Here is a 19,230-nt window from a genome sequence, read left to right as displayed (position 1 = left end):
ACGACCCCCATAAACCCCTCCCCCATGGCTATCATGATCACCGACGATTGCATCAACTGCGGAGCCTGTGAGCCCGAATGCCCCAACAACGCCATCTACGAAGGCGGCGTGGAGTGGACGATCGCGGACGGTACCACCATCGCCGCACCCTACCAGATCGAGACCGGAGCGGTCATCGCCCCGGACGAAGATCAGGAGCCGGTCAGTGACGAGTTCTACTACATCGTACCGGACAAGTGCACGGAGTGTGTGGGCTTCCACGAGGAGCCGCAGTGCGCGGCGGTCTGCCCGGTAGATTGCTGCGTGCCCGACCCCGAGCGCGAGGAGGCCGAGGCGGTACTCGCCGCCCGTCAAGCGACCCTGCACGCTTAACTTCGCAGCCTTAACTTGCTCCCGTGCGTGTACTCCTTGTCTGTATTCTCCTTACTGCCCCCCTCTTCCTAGCGGCGCAGGGTGCCCCGCTGCCCGTGAACGAGGAAGGCTATGACCTGATGCAACGGCTGTACATCAAATACGGCACGGAAGGCTTCACCGCGCCGGCTGCGGATCTGAATCTGCGGCCCGCCAGCCGGGGCGACCTGGTGCGCCTGGCGAAGACCTATGAGGCGCTACATGGCGACGAGATGTCCAAAGCGGAGCGCTACCGCCTGCAGCGCTTCTTCGACAACAACAACGAGTGGCTGAGCCTGCCCACCTTCGAGGCCACGGACGATGCCGACCGGGCCCCCTTCTACATCGGGGATAGCTTTGCGCTGGCGTCGGTGCAGTCGCCGCTGTACCGCAGGTCGCGCAAACCGATAGTCAATACCTTCTACAAGACGCCGGCCCACCTGCTGGCGTACGACCGTAAGGACTTCTACCTGCGCCTGAACCCCGTGCTGGACCTGCGCTACGGGCAGCTGCAGAACGACGAGCAGTCCTACCTGTACAACAAGCGGGGGGTGCGGCTGCGGGCGGGCATCGACGACCGCTTCTTTCTGCACTTCGAGATCCTGGATACGCAGTTTGGTGCGCCGGACTACCTGCGCAACTACTTCCGCCGGGTAGGCTCGTTGCCCGGTGCCGGTCTGGTCAAGGATGAACTGACGATCGAGTCGTTCAATATCGTGCGGGGGTACGATTTTCTAAATGGCGCGGGCTACCTATCCGCTGACCTTACCCAACACGTAGGGATACGCCTGGGGTATGGACAACACTTCATCGGAAGCGGAGAGCGCAGCCTCTTCCTCAGTGATTTTAGCAACAACTACCCGTTCCTGGAGATCAACTGGCGGATCTGGAAGTTTCACTACCGCAACATCTTTGCGGAGCTGACGGACGGACCACAGACCGTACCCGGTGGCAACACGCTATACCCCAAGAAATACCTGGCCGCCCACTACCTTTCCCTCAACATCGGCAAACGTTTGTCGGTAGGCCTCTTCGAGGCCGTAGTGCTCAACCGGGAGAAGGGCTTTGATCTGGCCTACCTAAATCCAATTATCCTGTACCGTACGGTGGAGGGCAGTCTGGGTAGCCCGGACAATGTAGTGATCGGCCTGACCGCCTCATACCGGCTGCCCCTACGCACGGAGGTGTACGGACAGTTCATTTTGGATGAGTTCGTATTCAGCGAACTATTCATCAAGCGAGATGGCTGGTGGGCCAACAAGTGGGCCTACCAGATCGGTGCACGCCACGTGGATGCCTTCGGCGTAGATCAGCTCGACCTGGTCGTTGAACGCAACACCGCCCGCCCCTACATCTATAGCCACGACGGCCCCAGCAGCTACACCCACTTCGCCATGCCACTGGCCCACCCCCTGGGAGCCAACTTCACGGAGAATCTGGTGGGCCTGGACTACCGCCCCCTGCCCCGTCTGCACCTGAGCGGCCGGGCCTACCTGATCGAGCAGGGTGAGGGCATCGACAGCACCGTAGTGGGCGAGAACCTTAACCAGTCCAGCGACCTGCGTGAGATGACCTACGGCAACGAGATCGGCCAGGGTATCGGCTACACGAACACCATCCTCCAGCTCCGGGCCGGCTACGAGATCCGCCCCAATTTATGGCTCGAAGCCGAGTACTTCCGCCGCAGCAAGAACAGCGAACGCGACGAGCGCGACCTGGAAACGACGCTGCTCAACGTAGGCGTACGGTGGAACGTGACCCGCCGCCGCGAAGCCTTTTAGTCTGCCCCAACCAGCCCACATGCCCCCCCTGCCCTCCCCCGCCTTCGTCATCGAAGCAGATAAGCTGCGCAAGAACCTGGAACTGATCGCCGATGTAGCCTCCGCCTCCGGGGTAGAGATCATCCTGGCCCTCAAGGCCTTTGCCTTCTGGCCGGCCTTTCCGCTGATCGCCGACTACCTGCCGAGCGCTACGGCTAGTAGCCTGAACGAGGCCAGGCTGATCCACAAGCACTTCGGTCGCAAGCCCCACGTCTACGCACCCGCGTACCCGCCCGCCGACTTTGCCGAGATGGCCAGCCTGGCACACTTCCTGACCTTCAACACCCTGACCGAGCTGGAGCGCTACCGCCCGCAGTGGGAAGGCACGGACCTCAGCGTGGGCGTGCGCGTGAACCCCGAGTACAGTCCGGTCACGACAGATCTTTACAATCCCAGCAACCCCCACGGCCGCCTGGGCGAAACACTCCCCAACCTGCCGACCAAGCCGCCGAAGGGACTAAAGGGTCTGCACATCCACACGCTCTGTGAAAGCGATGCAGCGGCCACGGCTACCCTGATCGAGCGTACCCGCGCCCAGTTCGGACACTACCTGGAGCAGATCGAGTGGCTCAACCTCGGGGGCGGACACCTCATGACCCGCGCCGACTACGACGTGCAGGGGCTGATCGCTACCCTCAAATCGCTCAAATCCCGCTACCCCCACCTGCGGATCACCCTGGAGCCCGGCAGCGCCCACGTCTGGCAGACCGGCTACCTACAGTGCACCGTCCTGGACATCGTCAACAACTACGGCACCCAGACGCTGATGCTGGACGTCAGCTTCACCTGTCACATGCCGGATACGCTGGAAATGCCCTATCGGCCCGTCCTGCAAGGGGCAAGTGCCGAGCCGGCGGAGGGCTATCATTATCCCTACCGACTGGGGGGCATGAGCTGTCTGGCCGGCGACTACCTGGATACCTATCACTTCCGGCAGCCGGCCCGGGTGGGTGACACGCTAGTCTTTGAGGATATGGCGCACTACACTACGGTGAAGTCCACCATGTTTAACGGCGTACCGCACCCGGCGATCGTACTGGTCGACGCAGACGGGGAGGTGCTGGCGGAGCGCACCTTTACGTACGACGACTACGAAGCCCGGATGGGCTAGCTCCCCTCCCCCCTAGGGAGGGGTTGGGGGAGAGGAATCAGGTTTTAGCCGAATTAATAAAGTACACCCCGGTAAGCAGAATACTCCCCGCCAGCAGCGACTGTCCGGTGATCACCTCGCCGTTCAATAGTCCGCCGAGCAGCACGGCCACGACGGGATTGACGTAGGTATTCGTAGCCACCTTATCCGCACTCACCTTACCGAGCAGGAAGTTGAAGGCGGAAAAAGCGATGATGGAGCCAAACACCACCAGGAACACCCAGGCGTAGGCCGAGCGGGCGGTGACGTCGGCGACCGTCCAGGTGGACCAGTCATCCAGCAGCGGGCTGGAAATCAGTAAGAACACCCCGGCTACCAGCATCTGCATGGCGGTGGCGCGCACCCGGTTCGGACCCAGGTCGAGCCGCTGCCGCAGTAGCATTCCCGAGCCCCAGCAGAGCATGCCGCTGGCGATGGCGATGAAGCCCTTGTATACATCGGCCCCACCCCCGATGGCTACGGGCTGACTGATCAGCAGGCTCATCCCGCATATGCTGATGAATGCTCCCAGGAACGCCTTAGCGGACGGGCGCGAACGCAGGATGCTCCACATCATCAACATCACCACCAGGGGTTCGAAGGCGATGATGAGGCTGGTCGTAGAGGTAGGGATGAATTGCTGGGCCCAGACCACCGCCCCAGTACCTACGCTGAGCAGGAGTACGCCGATGATGCCGGAATTGATCAGGTACTTGCGGCGGGGCCAGGTGCGGTCGCCCCGCAATAAGGTGTAGGCATACATGATCAGGCCGGCGGTGACAAAGCGGGTACCCCCCATGAAGAAGACCGGGATCGAGTCGATCGCCCAGTAGTTGGCTAGGTAGGTGGCGCCCCACACGAAGTAGGTGACGGAAAAGGCGAGCAGGATAAGGAAGCGGTCACGTCCCATAGGGAAAGCTGTACTTTTGCGGGAAATCAAGGATACGGATGACCGACTTCGCTAGAATACTACCCACCACCGCTTTAGTTCTCGTGGCCCTCGGCTTTTTTGGCTGCGACAACTCCGCTGAAGGGTCCGCCCCGGCCAGTGCGAGCAGTACCACCGCGGCCCCACGCGCAGACGGGGCGGGACTGAACATCGTGTTCGTCAAGGTAGATAGCCTGCAGGCCGGCTATACCGTCGTGGCCGACGAGCTGGGCCGGCTGGAGGAGAACTTCAACCAGGCCGAGCAGAACCACAACAAGCGGGTCACGGCCTTCCAGCAGGAAGTACAGCGGTTACAGAATCAGGTGCAGCAGGGACTGCTGGCGCCCAACAAGATCCAGTCCGAGCAGCAGCGCATGGCGCGCAAGGAGCAGGAGATCATGCAGCAGCGCGACGTGGCCCTGGCCAGTATCCAGGAAGACCAACTGCGCATTCAGCAGGACTTCAGCGAGCGGGTCAAGGAAGTGCTGGAACAGCTACAGGAAGAAAATAAGTACGACTTCATCCTCAATCAGGGGCAGAACTCGGCTGTGCTGATCACCAACGACGCCTACGACATTACGCCCCTGGTACTCGAGCGGCTCAACGTGGCGGTGCAGGACAGCGTACAGTAACTTCACCGGTCGATGTCCGCCCCCGCCCTACCCCTCGCCTTTCGGATCGGCTTTCTGCCCGTCGACATCTGGGACGTCTTCGACGTGCTCATCGTCGGCTACCTGATCTACTGGCTCTACCGGTTGCTGCGGGGTAGCATCGCGCTCAACATCTTCGTGGGCATCGTGGCCCTGTTCTTCAGTTACCTGGCCTTCACGGCCCTGGGAATGGATCTGCTGAGCAACATCCTCAACCAGTTCATTCAGGTCGGCTTCATCAGTCTCATCATCATATTTCAGCCCGAGGTACGGCGCTTCCTCCTCCTGCTGGGCAGTAGCACCATCAAGCAGCGCGATAGCTTCTGGAACCGCCTGCTGGGCCGCGAGGAATTCGACCGCGAAAAAGCACCGCAGACGGCGGTCGTCCGCCGGGCCTTTCTCCGCCTGGCCCGCCAGCGCACCGGTGCCCTCATCGTCTGCACCCAGGAGGCCGACCCCAGCACCGTCATCACCGGCGGCACGGAGCTCAACGCTGACATCAGCTACGGCCTGCTGGTCAGTATCTTCCATAAGGAGAGTCCACTCCACGACGGTGCCGTGCTGGTCTCCAACCGCCGCATCATCAAGGCCAGCGCCATCCTCCCCGTGTCGGAAAACAGCGACCTGCCAGCGGCCGTCGGCCTACGCCACCGGGCCGCCGTCGGCGTCACGGAAAAGGTCGACGTTGCCTGCTTCATCATTTCGGAGGAAACGGGCAAGATCAGCTTCGCCTACGGCGGCGCGCTGGAGCGCGGCATCAGCGAGGAGCGGCTTACTGAGCTGCTGGATATGTATTTGTAGGTCGCCTGCGGCTCGGTTAGACCCTGCGGGGCAGATCGCCTTCGGCTAGGTAGACCCCTTCGGGGGTCAGACCGCTAACGCGGGTAGAACTGCCGCATGTGTCTGGGCTACCGCACGGGTCTACTCCGCTTCAGCGGTCTACTCCCCGAAGGGGTCTACCCCGGCGAAGCCGGGTCTAAAAAACCTCCCGCTTATTCCGCCCAAGCACGAAGTACAGAACAGCGCCAAGGAAGGGAATGAAGAAGATGATCGCGCCCCAGATGACTTTTTTCTGGATGGAGTAAGGCTTCTTGACCAGGTCGAGGACGGCGAAGACCACGACGAGGAGGGCCAGCAGACTGCCGATGAGGTAGAGGCCGATGCCGCCGGCAATGACCTCGCCGCCCGAGACGTCTTCGCCGCAGGCCGTAAGCAGGATGGTCAGGGCCAGCAGGGAGAGGGAGACCGGTAGGGTACGGGTATTCATGGTCGCTAATTTGCCTGGTATAACTACCTGCAGCAGTCCGGGGTTTGTTCATCGCACCTGCGGGCCCGCCCGCCGTTACACCGGCATGAATGATAGGACGACCCAACAGTACATCGAGACCCACCGCGAACGCTTCCTGGAGGAGCTGAAGAGCCTGATCCGCATACCAAGCATCAGCACGGCGCGGGAACACGACAAGGATACCATGCAGTGCGCCGTGCGCGTACAGGAGTTTCTGGTGCGCGCCGGACTGGACAAGGCGGAACTCTACCCCACCGACGGCCACCCCATCGTGTACGCCGAAAAACTGATCGACCCCGCCAAGCCCACAGTACTAGTATACGGCCACTACGACGTGCAGCCCGCCGACCCCCTGGATGAGTGGGAGACGCCCCCCTTCGAGCCCACCATAAAGAAGACGAAAATCCACCCGGACGGGGCAATTTTTGCGCGCGGTGCTACGGACGACAAGGGACAAATGTTTATCCACGTCAAGGCCGTGGAGGCGATGATACAGACCGGTAATCTGCCCTGCAACGTCAAGTTCATGATCGAGGGCGAGGAAGAGATCGGTAGCCCTAATCTGCTGCCCTTCATCAAGGAGCACAAGGAAATGCTGAAGTCGGACGTGATCCTGATCTCCGATACCAGTCTGCTGAGCAAGAAGCACCCCAGCATCACGGTGGGCCTGCGGGGACTGACCTATCTGGACGTCAAGGTGCGCTCAGCGCGGGCCGATATGCACTCCGGTCTGTTCGGTGGCGCGGTAGCCAACCCCATCAACGTGCTCTGTGAGATGATCGCCAGCCTGAAGGACGAGCGCAAGCACATCACGATTCCGGGCTTCTACGACGATGTGGAGTTTCCCAGCGAGCGCGACCGGACCCTGATGCGCAACGCCCCCTTCGACGCCGAAGAGTATATGGACTCCCCCGGCGTGTTCGGCCTGGAGGGCGAGGAAGGCTACACCACTTACGAGCGCACCGGCATCCTGCCCACGCTGGACGTGAACGGCATCTGGGGCGGCTTCACCGGCGAGGGCTCGAAAACGGTGATCCCGGCCGTAGCCAATGCCAAGATCAGCATGCGCCTGGTCTCGAAACAGAACCACGAGCAGATCACGGAGCTGTTCAGCAAGCACTTTAAGTCGATCGCGCCGGACTCGGTGAAGGTAGAAGTACACCCCCACCACGGCGGCAACCCCTACGTCACCCCTACCGATACCAAGGCCTACCGGGCGGCGGAAGCGGCCATCCAGCAGACCTTCGGCGAGACCCCCGTACCCATGTACGAAGGCGGCTCCATCCCCATCGTAGCCCAGTTCAAAGAGGTGCTCGAGGTAGAGACTATCCTGATGGGCTTCGGCTTCGATACGGACGGGCTGCACAGTCCCAACGAGCACTTCGGGCTGTGGAACTTTTATAAGGGAATCGAGACGGTACCGGCGTTCTTTGCGGCCTTTGCTGTTTAAGATCTAAACACGGATTACGCGGATTTGGAGCACGGATCAACCACAGATTAGAATCCGTGCCCAATCTGTGTATGAATCCGCGTAATCCGTGTTTAACGCCTAACTCCGCCCTCCTCGATATACTGCTTGCGGACCAGCTCATCCACACTTGCCTTGCGCACATTCAGAATGGCCCCGGAGAAGAACAGGGTCTTGCCGGCCAACGCGTGATTGGCGTCTAGCTTGACGGTCTCGTCGTTCCACTCGAGCACCTTAGCGTTGACCGCCTTACCGTCGGCATCGGTGAGGGTGAGGTACTGTCCTTTTTCCAGGAGGCCGGGCTCGATCTGTTCGCGCTCGTTCTGGAAGATATGGATAGGAGCCTCCAGGATATGCTGCGGATCGGGCTTGCCGTAGGCATCGTCGGGGCCGAGCTGAAAGCTGAATCCCATGCCGCTTTTAAGTCCGAACATGCGCCGCTCCCAGGCCGGCAGCATCTTACCGGTGCCGAACATGAACTTGAAGGGGTAGTTGGCGTCCATGCGCTCCAGTAGGGTACCGGAGGGGCCGCCGTCGCGGACTTCGTAGGTCATGGTTACGATCGTATAGTCGTCGATGGTGAGCGGGTCGTTCGGCATGCTTGCATAAGGCGCCAGCCGCCAGAATTGTTGGGCGCGTCCGCCGGTGCGGTGCTTGTTCTACTCGTCGGCTGAGCTATACGCAGTTTAGCTCGTCCGCCGAGTAGTATCTAAAAGCTCCAGTAGTAACTTACCGGAGTCAACACCACGAATGATGCACAAGCTCCTTACACCACTCCTATTGTTTATCTGGGCCGGTATGCTCCACGCCCAGACCCGCCTGCTCTCCGATCCGGCCATCAGCGCAGAGCACATTGCCTTTGCCTACGCCGGCGATCTATGGGTAGCGGACCGCGACGGCACCAACCCCCGCCGGCTCACGATCGGGGACGGTCCGGAGACTCATCCGGTCTTCAGTCCGGACGGAAAGACGCTCGCCTTCACCGGCAACTACGACGGCAACCTCGACGTGTACACCGTACCGGTAGCGGGCGGCATCCCGCAGCGGCTCACCTGGCATCCCGACCCGGACGAAGTGCAGGCCTTTGCGCCGGACGGACAGTCGGTGCTCTTTACCTCCAAGCGCTACGTATTCACCAACCGCTTCAATCAGCTCTATACCATCGGGCTGATAGGTGGGCGTGAAACGCCGCTGAATATCCCTACCGCCAGTCAGGCCGACTACTCCGCCGACGGCAGTCACATCGCCTACACCCCCCTGGGTGACCGATCCGGTATGTGGAAGAACTACCGCGGCGGCACGGTATCGCGCATCTGGCTGTTCAGCACGGCCGATAGCTCCGTAGTGGAGGTACCTAAGCCGGAGACAAGTAGCAACGACAACTACCCGCAGTACCTGGATGGGAAGCTGTACTTCCGCAGTGACCGCAACGGGGAGTATAACCTGTACGTCTACGACCCGGCTTCCGGCAGTGTAGCGCAACTGACGGAGTTTGCGGACTTCCCGGTGATCAGTCTGCAGGCGGGCGCGGGGGCCGTGGTGTTCGAGCAGGCGGGTTACCTGCACGTGTACGATCCGGGCAGCGGTACACACGAGCGACTCGACATCACCGTGCGCGCCGACGTGCTGGACGTGCGCCCACGCTACGTGACGGGGGGCGACCACGTACGCTCGGCCGGAGTATCACCATCAGGTACGCGGCTGGTGTTCGACTTTCGGGGGGAGATCCTCACCGCGCCGGCGGACGAGGGAGATGTACAGAACCTGACGCAAACCCCCGGTGCCCACGAAACGTACCCGGCCTGGTCACCCGATGGGCGGACGGTAGCCTACTTCAGCGACGCCTCCGGAGAATACGCCTTGCACCTGCGTACCGCGCAAACGCAAAACACGCGTACGGTCGATCTGGATGGGACGGGCTTCTACGCCCACATACACTGGGCACCCGACGGAAAACACCTGGCTTTTGTTGATAATGGCCGTAACCTATACGTACTGGAAGTAAGTAGCGGTCAGGTCATCAAGGTGGACCAGGACGTGCTCTACTACCCGGGGGCCTACCGCGACCTGTTCGGTTCCTGGTCGCACGACGGGCAGTGGATGGCCTACTCCAAGATCATGGGCACCAACTTCGAGCGGGCCTATGTCTATAGTGTAGCGGACGGACAGTCGCGGCCCGTGACCGACGAATTGGTGAACGTAACCGAGCCGACCTTCGACCCCTCGGGTAAGTACCTTTATTTGACGGCATCGACGGATGCCGGTCCGGTCGTGAACTGGTTCCAGCAGTCGAGCAACGATATGCAGGCCACGAACAGCATCTACCTGCTGACGCTGCAGGAAGACGTGATCTCCCCCTTCTTCCACCGCAACGACGTGGAGGAACCCAGCGAAGACGAGCAGTACGAAGCCGCGCTCAAGAAAGAGAAGGCGGACGATGCTGCGGATACCGAGGATGAAAAAGACACGACCACTAGCGACCCCGGTCCGCTGAGGATCGACTTCGACGGACTCGACACCCGCATCGTACACCTCCCCCTACCCAACGGCAACTACAGCAACCTGGCGGCCCCCTCCGAGGGCAAGCTGCTCTTCCTGCAAGCTACGGATGCCGGCTCTATGCTACACAGCTACTCGCTGGAGGACCGGGAAGCCACCGAGCACATCCCGGCCAACTGGTTCGAGGTGACCGCCAACGGGAAAAAGGCCTTCGTGGGCAGCTTCGGCCGCTGGGGCGTGACCAGTCTGGACGCGCCTAGCCTGGAGGACCTGAAGTCGCCCGACGACTACGGACTAGCCGTAAAGATCGCCCCCCGGGCCGAGTGGAAGAACATCTTCGACGAGATGTGGCGGGTGAACCGCGACTACTTCTACGACCCCAATATGCACGGGGTGGACTGGGATGCGATGAAGGCTAAGTACGAGCCCTTCCTGGCGGACGTAATGACCACCGACGACCTCTACCGCGTCATGCGCTGGATGGGTAGCGAACTGGGCGTAGGCCACCACCGCTTCGGCGGACAGGGCGAGCCGCTGCGGGAAGCCGAGCGCGTACCGGGCGGTGTACTTGGGGCGGACTATACCGTAGCCAACGGCCGCTACCGCTTTGCCAAGATCTACGGCGGGTTGAACTGGAACGAGGAGCTGGCCAGCCCGCTCACCGAGCCAGGCGTAGACGTGCAGGTGGGTGATTACCTGCTGGCCGTGAACGGGGAGGAGCTGATGGGCGAGGATAATCTCTTCCGCCTCTTCGAGCGCACGGCCGGAACGATCGTGGAGCTCACCGTAGGGCCCAATGCAGACGGTAGCGACAGCCGCAGGGTGAAGGTCACCCCCGTAGAGGATGAGTACGCCCTGCGCAACCGCGACTGGGTGGAGGGTAATTTGCGCAAGGTGAACGAGGCTACGGACGGCAGGGTCGCCTACGTCTACGTACCCAATACGGGCGGCGGCGGCTTCGAGTACTTCAAGCGCTACTTCTTTCCGCAGGTCGATAAGCAGGCCATCATCGTAGACGAGCGCTTTAACGGCGGCGGTCAGATCGCCGATTACTACATCGAACTGCTCATGCGGCCCTATCAGAACAGCTGGACCTACCGCTACGGCGCCGATCAGCACGCCCCCGTAGCCAGTATTCAGGGTCCGAAGGTGCTACTGGTAGACGAGACGGCCGGCTCGGGCGGTGACCTCTTCCCCTACCTCTGGCGACAGAACGAACTGGGCACCATGATCGGCAAGCGCACCTGGGGCGGGCTGGTCGGCGTACTGGGCTATCCGGAATTTATCGACGGCGGCTCGGTGACGGCCCCCAACGTAGCCTTTTGGGACAAAGACGGCTACCGCGTCGAGAACGAAGGCGTAGCGCCGGACATCGTCGTAGAGCAGTACCCGAAGGAGGTCATGGCTGGGCGGGATCCGCAACTGGAGCGGGCGATCGCGGAAGTGCTGCGGCAATTGGAGGAAGCGCCGGTGGCGGTGCCGGAGCGGCCTGCGTTTGAGAAGCGGGGTCGTGCTGGGTTTTAAACACGGATTCCACAGATTTTGGGCACGGATATCACACGGATTCCGGCTCACAAAATCTGTGAGTTAATCCGTGAATTAATCCGCGTAATCTGTGTTTAACCTTAGAACTGCTGGTTCCCCTCGCCCTCCTTCTGGTCATCATTCCGCACGCGGCTCCTACGGTTTTGGGCCTTGAAGTCGATGGCACCGAACTTGTGGCTGAAGCTGACCCCGAAACTGCGGAAGGGGATGGTGAAGGCGCTATACTGCTCGAAATCGGTACCACTGAGTTCGCTGGCAAAGACCTTGTCCTCGCTGAAGGGGGTGATGACGCGCACACCCAGGCTGGTGCGTTCGCTGAGGTCGTAGTTGAGTCCTACGCCATAGATGCTGAAGCTGGGGTTGCTGCCCTGAAGCGTCTGCTGGGGACCGCGACCAAAGACAAAGAAGTCAGCCCGCAGCTTATCGTTGAATTTGTAGCTGCCGCCGCCGTTGCCGCTGATGACGTTGGCGGACCGCTCCAGCCGTTCGCCGTTGATGGTACCAGTACCGGTGTAGCGGCCGTAGTTGACGCTGGCGCGGAGTTGCAGTTTTTTCCAGATCGTGAAGGAGGTAAAGAAGTTGGCGCCGTAAGTATCGCTGGCTCCGATATTGAGGTAGGTGGTGGTGCTAGCGATACCGTCATCATCTACCCGTAGGAAGCTCTCGATGAGGTCCTTGGTCTCGCGGTAGTAGACCGAGCCGTTGATGACTACACCCTTGATGTAGGTATTGTAGGCCAGCTCGTACTGGTCGACGATCTCAGGCTCCAGGTCGGGGTTGCCGATCTGTAGGGTATTGGGGTCGGAGATGGCCGTGAAGGGGTTGATGAAAAACAGGCTTGGCCGCTGGATGCGCTTGGTGTAGCTGCCCTTGAGGTTGGAAAACTGGCTGAGCTTGCGGCTCAGGATGATGCTGGGCAGGAAGTTCTGGTAGCTGTTTTCGAAGTCGGGGTTGACGAAGTCGGGATTCTCGTTGCTAAACTCTCCGCCGATCTCCGTGGCTTCGTAGCGGGCGCCGGCTACTAGTCCCCAGTTTTCGGTGATGGTCCAGTTGGTACTGAGGTAGGCGGCGTAGACGTCCTGGTCGTAGAAGAAGAGGTCGGTGAGCCGGGGTGCGTCGGTAAAGGTGCCGTTGTCGTCGGGCTTGATCTGCGTGCGGTAGTCGCTGTCGATGCGGCGGATGACTGCTTTAAGTCCGGTTTCGATCTTGACCTTTTCGCCGGCGGGGTGTACGTAGTCGAGCTGTCCGGTGTACTCCAGGTTGAGCCCGTCGTTGGTGTTGATCAGGTCGCGCTGGTAGATGGGCAGGCTGCCGGACTGGTCGACGATATTATCGGTATTGCTGTTCTGTCCACTGAGTTGGAAGGCCAGGATGAGCTCGCGGTCGGGCTGATCGGGGAAGGTCTTGCGGTAGTCCAGCGTGCCGTCGAAGCCGCTGTTGGCGTTCTTGCTGTCGTTGAAGCGAGAGAAGATCGCGTCTTCGCCGGTCAGGAAGTTATCGAGAAAGCCATTCGTGGTGCCCTCCCCCGAGCGGGCGAAGCGGTTGTAGCGGCCGCTGAGATTGAGGCTGTTGTAGGCGTTGAAGTCGTAGAAGGCGCCCACATTGCCATTAGCTCCGAAGAAGCCGGACTCGTTCACGCCGTTCTGCTCCAGGAAGCGGACGGTCTCGCCGCCGGCGAAGTCGGTACGGCGAAAGTCGATCAGTGCGTCCCGCTTCCAGCTCCAGAAGCCGTTCACGCCGCCGTTGATGCCGAAGCGGCCCACGAGGGCATTGACGTTCAGGCCGAAGTTGTTTTGTCGGGTGCCAATGCTGCTATTCACCGTGCCGGTGAAGCCCTGAGCTTCCTTCTTCTTGGTGATGATGTTGATGATGCCGCCCGAGCCCTCGCCGTCGTAGCGGGCTGAGGGGGTGGTGATCACTTCGACGGACTTGATCTGGTCGCTGGGTATACCCTTCAGGGCATCGGCTACACTGGTAGCGAAGATGGTGGAGGGTCGGCCGTTGATCAGGATGCGCAGGTTAGAGGAGCCGCGCAGACTCACATTACCCTCCAGGTCGACACTCAGTAGCGGAACTTTACGCAGTACGTCGCTGGCATCACCGCCTTGATTGGTGGCGTCCTTTTCGGCATTGTAGACCAATTTATCGATACGGTTCTCGATCAGGCTGGCCTCGCCGGTGACTTCTACCCCGTCCAACAGTACGGCATCGGCGGAAAGTGTGATCGGTTCGACCTCGAGGTCCGGGCTCTTCTTGGTGGTCTTGACCTCGGACACGAGCAACTCGGTGTAGCCGATGAAGGTGGCCTTGATCTGGTAGTCGCCTACGGGGATATCGGTAAGGCGAAAGCTACCGTCGGGCTCGGTCAGGGTACCGTTGATCTGTGTGGTGCCATCGGCGGCCAGGAGAACGATGGTGGCGTACTCTACCGGATCACCGGTCTGCTCGTCGGTCACGCTCCCCTTGATGGTGCCCTTGATGGCGGGCGGACCGCCCGCGCCGGGGTACTGCCCGAACAGTGCAGTGGTCAGGAGGCAGAATAGTAGCGTAGTCTTCATAACTAGGGGGAGCTGGCTGAGCGAATACCAGGGCTACCGCACCGCGCTCCCCCATGTTGTGGCAACTATACGCCTAATCGACCAAACGAGCATACTAATCTACGGTTGGGACAAACTACCGTTCCGGCAGGAAGCTAGTCAGGAATGGACAGCGTGGTGGCCAGACCGGTCAGGGTGAATTCGGTCGGCAGGGCATCCGGGGTCAGGTAGGGGGAGAGGTCGAAGGAGTAGGTCTCGGTGACTTCGGCCTGGCAGGTAAATTCTGCCGCATCTACCCCATCATCGAACAGCAGGCGGGCGGAGGTCTGGGTGGGCAGACTTTCGGCTACTTCGCCGAAGGTGAACAGCTCCATGGTCCAGCCCTGGCTGCTGCAGCCGGTGGCCGAGACCGTGACCTCCAGGCACAGATCAGTGACCTTGGCATCGACTAGCGTGAAGGAGTCGAACTCCCGGGCGACCAGCACGTCTCCGATGGTGATGTCGGGTCCGCAGAGGAGGCGGGGGATCTGGTCGTCGTCGTCGCCGCAGGCGGTGAGCAGCAGGGCGAGTACACAGGCGGGAAAGAAGCGTTTCATGTGTAATTGGTTTTGTTAGTCGATTAGACGTCGGTATTATCTGCCGCGTTAGTCCATTTTAGTTAAATTTTTCCTACCAGGCGGGCAGCTTACCTTGTGGCTAGAGCTTGCCTCGATCGGCGCTCTCGCTACGTTCGTCGCTTCTTCTTTTCACCCTATGTCAGACTACGTCCCCCTATCCCATCACCCGCTGGACGAGCAGCGTATGCTACAGGCTGTCACTACACTATACGAGCGCCTGGCGAGCCGGCGTACGGTGCGCGATTTCTCCCCTGCCCCGGTAGCCCGCGCGGTCATCGAGCATATCGTAGCCACGGCCTGCACCGCGCCATCCGGGGCCCACAAGCAACCCTGGCACTTCTGCATAGTGAGCGATCCGGCGATCAAGCAGCAGATCAGGGAGGCCGCCGAGCGGGAGGAGTACGAAAACTACCACGGCCGGATGTCGGACGACTGGCTGGCTGACCTGCAGAAATTCGGGACGGACTGGAATAAGCCTTTCCTTACCACCGCCCCCTACCTGATCGTCGTATTCAAAAAGCCGTATGACCTGGGCCCGGACGGAGACCGGCAGAAGAACTACTACGTCAACGAGAGCGTAGGCATCGCCTGCGGTATGCTCATCGCGGCGATCCACCTGGCGGGCCTGGTCACGGTGACCCATACCCCCAGCCCGATGAATTTCCTGCAGCAGGTGCTGGACCGGCCGGACAACGAGCGGGCGTATCTGCTGCTGCCCGTGGGCCTACCCGCCGAAGGGGCGACCGTGCCTACCCTCGAGCGCAAACCTTTGGAGGAAGTGCTTACTTGGTACGATCATGCAGAGTAGTCGCGCTGCGCGCTGGTTGGGCCGTCTAACCCAGCGAAGCGTCTAACCCCGGCCGAAGGCCGTCTAACCCCCTCCCCATGTGGACCTGCCCCAAATGCCAGCGGCCCTTCCGCCGCCCCGACCAGTGGCACATCTGTAGCGAAAAGACCATCGACGAGATCTTCGCCGGTAAACCCGACGAAGTGGTCATGGCCTTTGATGACGTGCTGCTAGCCACCGCCGACTGGGAGCCCAACCTCATCACCCCCGCCCGGCGGGCCATCATGTTCACCAACAAACGGGCCTGGATGGTCGTACGCCCCATGACCAAGGTGCTGGAACTGAGCTTCTTCACTCAGGAGGTCATCCACTCCCCCCTGCTCCACCGCTCGGCCCCTGACAGTATGGGCAAGACCAAGTTTCGACACAGCATCCGGCTGGGCGGACCGGGGGAGCTCACCACCGAGCAGATCGACCTGCTGCGGCTGGGCTACGACTACGGTAATCGCTAGCTTCGCGGCATGGCTGACAAACTCTGGCAAAAAGACTACCCCCTCGACCAACGCATCGCAGACTTCACCGTAGGCCGCGACCGGGAGCTGGACCTGGAGTTGGCCCCCTTCGATATCCTCGGCAGCATCGCCCACGTCACCATGCTCCAGGAAGTAGGCCTCATCGACGGGGCGGCGGCGCGCAGGTGCAACGCCAAGTTGCGGGAGCTTTATTCCAGGACCCTGGACGGCTCCTTCGTCATCGAAGATGGCGTGGAAGACGTACACTCACAGGTTGAGCTGCTACTAACCCGCGCGCTGGGCGACGACGGCAAAAAGATCCACTCCGGCCGCAGCCGCAACGACCAGGTACTGGTAGACCTGCGGCTGTACTTCCGCCACCGCATCCAGGGTATCGTGGAGCAGACCGCCGACCTGAGCCGTACCCTGACGGAGCTCAGCGAGGAGCATAAAGACAAGCTCATCCCCGGCTACACCCACCTGCAGATCGCGATGGTGAGCAGCTTCGGTCTGTGGTTCGGTGCGTACGGAGAGGCCCTGATCGACGACCTGCGACTGTGGAAGGCGGCCTTCGATACGGTGGATCAGAATCCATTGGGGTCAGCCGCAGGTTACGGCTCCAGTTTCCCACTCGATCGCGACCGGACTACGGAGCTGCTGGGCTTCCGCGAGCCGGTAATCAATGTGGTCGCCGCCCAGATGGGACGGGGCAAGACCGAACTCACCGTAGCCTTCGCCATCGCGGGGCTGGCGCAGACGATCGGCAAGATGGCGATGGACGTCTGCCTGTACAGCAGTCAGAACTTTGGTTTTCTACAGCTGCCCGACGACCTGACGACCGGGTCCAGCATCATGCCACACAAAAAGAATCCGGATGTCTTCGAGCTACTGCGCGGTCGCTGCAACCTGCTGCAGACCCTGCCGGCCCAGATGAGTCAGCTCACCGGCAATCTGCCGAGCGGCTACCACCGCGACTTCCAGCTGCTGAAGGAAGCGATCTTTCCGGCCCTGGACCAACTCGAAGACGGGCTGGCCATTGCCCGTTATGCGCTGCCCCGCACCCGCGTGCGCGCCCAGGAGCTACCGACGGACCCCCGCTACACCTATCTGTATAGCGTGGAGGCGGTCAATAAGCTGGTACTGGAGGGTGTGCCCTTCCGGGATGCCTACGTGCGGGTCGGCAAGGACATCGAAGCGGGGACTTTCGAGCCCCCGACGGAGTTGCAGCATACCCACCTGGGGAGTCTGGGTGACCTAGGGAACGAGCGAATCGGAGCCAAACGACAGGCTGTCATGGATAGCTTCGATTTTGGGCGAGTGGACCAGGCTACCGAAGACTTACTACTGCCATAGTTGCAGCAAATGGATGGCCTTATCGGCCTAGCGGGCCGGCAGGGAAAGAAGATTCAGGGTACCGAAGTACATATCGTTCTTATTGTAGCCACGCAGTAGCAGCCGATCGCCCTGGCGTAGGATGTTGCCTAGCTCGATACGCTTGCCACGCTTGGGTTCCGGGTGGAGGTAGAAACGATCTAGCTGCTTTCCGGTGAAGTCTAGCACCTGGATCGCCGTCCTCGGACCGCCGTATTTATCGAGGGCTTTGGCGAGCTTGCGGTGTTCGGTATCGTTGTAAAGTAGAAACACCCGATCGTTCGCTATGGCGGCGTAGTAGCCAGCTGAAGCGGAGGGTGAGGGATACTCTTTCTCCAGCAGTAGGGTGCCCAGCATGACACCCGATGCATCGTAGCGAACGATGTACGCATCGGTGGTGTACCACTGTGACCCCAACGCTCGCTGGGAAGCTTCCTGAGCGCCGGACGGTTGATAATAGCACTGCTCGAAGAGCATCCAGGTATGACCATTCGGTAGCCGCAGTAGGTCGAAGCCCCTGAATCCTCCCTGTCCCGTACCGTCCAGTATAGCGGCCTTGCTCGACTCGCGTAGGGATTCCAGAAGCGTTTCGTCCTCAAACGGCGTAATGGTTTGGTCGATTTTTACAAGTTCCCTGTCCAGCACGGTACGAAATGAACCGATTACTTTACGGCTCTTTCCGCTCTCGGCGTAGACGCCGTAAACAGTCAGTTTGCTCCGGTCGGCCTTGTCGAGGGCCATCGTCCACCTCCGCAGCGCGACTCCTTCCGGGAAGTTGAGGTCGGTATGTCGCACCTCGTCTGCACCCACTTGGTACAGCCGTAGGGTAGGTCCGTCGCGCTTCTTTGCGGAGGGTAGTACGGCGGCTACTACCACCGTGGTGGAATCCATCATCACATCGCCCGGCACGATGTACCCTTCCCCATCGTCGAAGTTTAGGGTGAGCGTACGTCGCCAGACCTCGTTGAACTGGAGGTCATATACGCCGACCTCTACGGTTTCCGCTTCCTTTTTCTCCTGCTGCATGCGCGCGTTGACGAGGTAGAACCTGTTTTGCGCCGCGTCGGCCAGTACCTGTGGAGGGGAGTCTGCGGCAGTACGAGACACGAACATGCTTTTGTAGCTGTAGTCACCCCGGTAGCCATACGTAGGCATGGCCTCGATCCCATCCTCAGTGATGCGCCCGGCGGAGAAGTCCGTCTGTTGGCTACCGTCGGCTTGCGTGAAGCGTCCCAGCCAGTTGGCTTGCCCGATGTGTAGGTGCACGCTTGCTTTGGTGTCATCTCCCCTACTGGGTCCGGGCGCGGTTCCCACTACCCGATGATCGGTACCGTAGGAGATCAGGTCTCCGGCTTTTTTATCTCGTTGGTGTAGCAAGTAGCTACCATCGGCTCGGAAATCCAGGAAATCGTAATAGACGCCGACTTTGAAATCCCGTGGCGGCCCCCAGTCGACCAACTCGCCGTCGGTCTGTCCGGAAGCAGCGAAAGCAATTAAACTGAAGAAAACGAATAGACTATACCGAGGAATAGGCATAAATTCTTGTACTAGGGTAGGTGAAGGCAAATGCCCTTGCGCTAAGGTAAGCGTACTATTTAGCACCGACCGCTGGTACGGTAATCGCTAGGCTGGGGCAGGACGGATAAGGTCTGGCGAAAACAAAATAATATGCTGGAAGGAGTAACACTT

General features: G+C 60.6%; 16 protein-coding genes. 10 read left to right on the top strand and 6 right to left on the bottom strand.

Going from position 1 to position 19,230, the window contains the following annotated elements; translation table 11 throughout:
* Window positions 1-24: 24 nt before the first annotated feature.
* The 3 genes from MJQ68_RS12960 to nspC are packed head-to-tail and all read left to right on the top strand — an operon-like array spanning window position 25 to window position 3,321.
* Entirely contained in the window at window positions 25-372 is a 348-nt protein-coding gene (locus tag MJQ68_RS12960; protein WP_238751545.1) for a 4Fe-4S dicluster domain-containing protein, read from the top strand.
* Between the two features lie 23 nt (window positions 373-395).
* A complete protein-coding gene (locus tag MJQ68_RS12955; protein ID WP_238751544.1) occupies window positions 396-2,171 on the top strand; it encodes a hypothetical protein in 1,776 nt (591 codons plus the stop codon).
* Between the two features lie 19 nt (window positions 2,172-2,190).
* Complete coding sequence (gene nspC, locus MJQ68_RS12950) at window positions 2,191-3,321, top strand: carboxynorspermidine decarboxylase (RefSeq protein ID WP_238751543.1); 1,131 nt, start codon at window positions 2,191-2,193, stop codon at window positions 3,319-3,321.
* Between the two features lie 37 nt (window positions 3,322-3,358).
* Here the strand turns inward: nspC and MJQ68_RS12945 are convergent, their stop codons facing one another.
* Entirely contained in the window at window positions 3,359-4,249 is an 891-nt protein-coding gene (locus MJQ68_RS12945) for an EamA family transporter (protein WP_238751542.1), read from the bottom strand.
* A gap of 38 nt (window positions 4,250-4,287) precedes the next feature.
* Here MJQ68_RS12945 and MJQ68_RS12940 point away from each other — a divergent pair, with 38 nt between their 5' ends.
* Together MJQ68_RS12940 and cdaA are read left to right on the top strand one after the other, a co-directional pair.
* Window positions 4,288-4,899, top strand: a complete 612-nt coding sequence (locus MJQ68_RS12940; protein WP_238751541.1) for an OmpH family outer membrane protein — start codon at window positions 4,288-4,290, stop codon at window positions 4,897-4,899.
* Between the two features lie 12 nt (window positions 4,900-4,911).
* The gene (gene cdaA / locus MJQ68_RS12935) at window positions 4,912-5,718 is read left to right on the top strand and encodes a diadenylate cyclase CdaA (RefSeq protein WP_238751540.1); all 807 of its coding nucleotides are present in this window, start codon (window positions 4,912-4,914) and stop codon (window positions 5,716-5,718) included.
* 175 nt (window positions 5,719-5,893) lie between these two features.
* Here the strand turns inward: cdaA and MJQ68_RS12930 are convergent, their stop codons facing one another.
* Window positions 5,894-6,184, bottom strand: coding sequence for a PLDc N-terminal domain-containing protein (locus MJQ68_RS12930; RefSeq protein ID WP_238751539.1), 291 nt, complete (start codon window positions 6,182-6,184; stop codon window positions 5,894-5,896).
* 85 nt (window positions 6,185-6,269) lie between these two features.
* Between MJQ68_RS12930 and MJQ68_RS12925 the strand changes: the two genes are divergently transcribed.
* Complete coding sequence (locus tag MJQ68_RS12925; protein ID WP_238751538.1) at window positions 6,270-7,655, top strand: dipeptidase; 1,386 nt, start codon at window positions 6,270-6,272, stop codon at window positions 7,653-7,655.
* Window positions 7,656-7,747: 92 nt separating this feature from the next.
* Here MJQ68_RS12925 and MJQ68_RS12920 read toward each other — a convergent pair whose 3' ends face one another.
* A complete protein-coding gene (locus tag MJQ68_RS12920; protein ID WP_238751537.1) occupies window positions 7,748-8,272 on the bottom strand; it encodes an FKBP-type peptidyl-prolyl cis-trans isomerase in 525 nt (174 codons plus the stop codon).
* Between the two features lie 151 nt (window positions 8,273-8,423).
* Here MJQ68_RS12920 and MJQ68_RS12915 point away from each other — a divergent pair, with 151 nt between their 5' ends.
* Window positions 8,424-11,696 carry a S41 family peptidase gene (locus MJQ68_RS12915; RefSeq protein ID WP_238751536.1) on the top strand — a complete coding sequence of 1,091 codons (3,273 nt, stop codon included), beginning with the start codon at window positions 8,424-8,426 and terminating at the stop codon, window positions 11,694-11,696.
* 101 nt (window positions 11,697-11,797) lie between these two features.
* Here the strand turns inward: MJQ68_RS12915 and MJQ68_RS12910 are convergent, their stop codons facing one another.
* Both MJQ68_RS12910 and MJQ68_RS12905 read right to left on the bottom strand, forming a co-directional pair.
* Window positions 11,798-14,275, bottom strand: coding sequence for a TonB-dependent receptor domain-containing protein (locus MJQ68_RS12910; RefSeq protein WP_238751535.1), 2,478 nt, complete (start codon window positions 14,273-14,275; stop codon window positions 11,798-11,800).
* A gap of 134 nt (window positions 14,276-14,409) precedes the next feature.
* Window positions 14,410-14,850 carry a hypothetical protein gene (locus MJQ68_RS12905; RefSeq protein WP_238751534.1) on the bottom strand — a complete coding sequence of 147 codons (441 nt, stop codon included), beginning with the start codon at window positions 14,848-14,850 and terminating at the stop codon, window positions 14,410-14,412.
* A gap of 157 nt (window positions 14,851-15,007) precedes the next feature.
* Here MJQ68_RS12905 and MJQ68_RS12900 point away from each other — a divergent pair, with 157 nt between their 5' ends.
* The 3 genes from MJQ68_RS12900 (at window position 15,008) to argH (ending at window position 17,523) form a co-directional block, all read left to right on the top strand.
* Entirely contained in the window at window positions 15,008-15,679 is a 672-nt protein-coding gene (locus MJQ68_RS12900) for a nitroreductase family protein (protein ID WP_238751533.1), read from the top strand.
* A gap of 77 nt (window positions 15,680-15,756) precedes the next feature.
* Window positions 15,757-16,170: a DUF5655 domain-containing protein gene (locus MJQ68_RS12895; RefSeq protein WP_238751532.1), complete on the top strand. Its 414-nt coding sequence runs from the start codon at window positions 15,757-15,759 to the stop codon at window positions 16,168-16,170.
* A gap of 9 nt (window positions 16,171-16,179) precedes the next feature.
* Window positions 16,180-17,523: an argininosuccinate lyase gene (gene argH, locus MJQ68_RS12890; protein ID WP_238751531.1), complete on the top strand. Its 1,344-nt coding sequence runs from the start codon at window positions 16,180-16,182 to the stop codon at window positions 17,521-17,523.
* Between the two features lie 27 nt (window positions 17,524-17,550).
* On the opposite strand, the gene MJQ68_RS12885 is transcribed toward argH, so the two are convergent.
* The gene (locus tag MJQ68_RS12885; RefSeq protein ID WP_238751530.1) at window positions 17,551-19,077 is read right to left on the bottom strand and encodes a hypothetical protein; all 1,527 of its coding nucleotides are present in this window, start codon (window positions 19,075-19,077) and stop codon (window positions 17,551-17,553) included.
* Window positions 19,078-19,230 lie beyond the last annotated feature (153 nt).

It is taken from the genome of Neolewinella maritima (genome assembly GCF_923081025.1).
In the GTDB taxonomy this organism is placed as follows: domain Bacteria; phylum Bacteroidota; class Bacteroidia; order Chitinophagales; family Saprospiraceae; genus Neolewinella; species Neolewinella maritima.
Note: the sequence above shows the minus strand (reverse complement) of the source record. Positions and strands in the feature narration are given on the sequence as shown.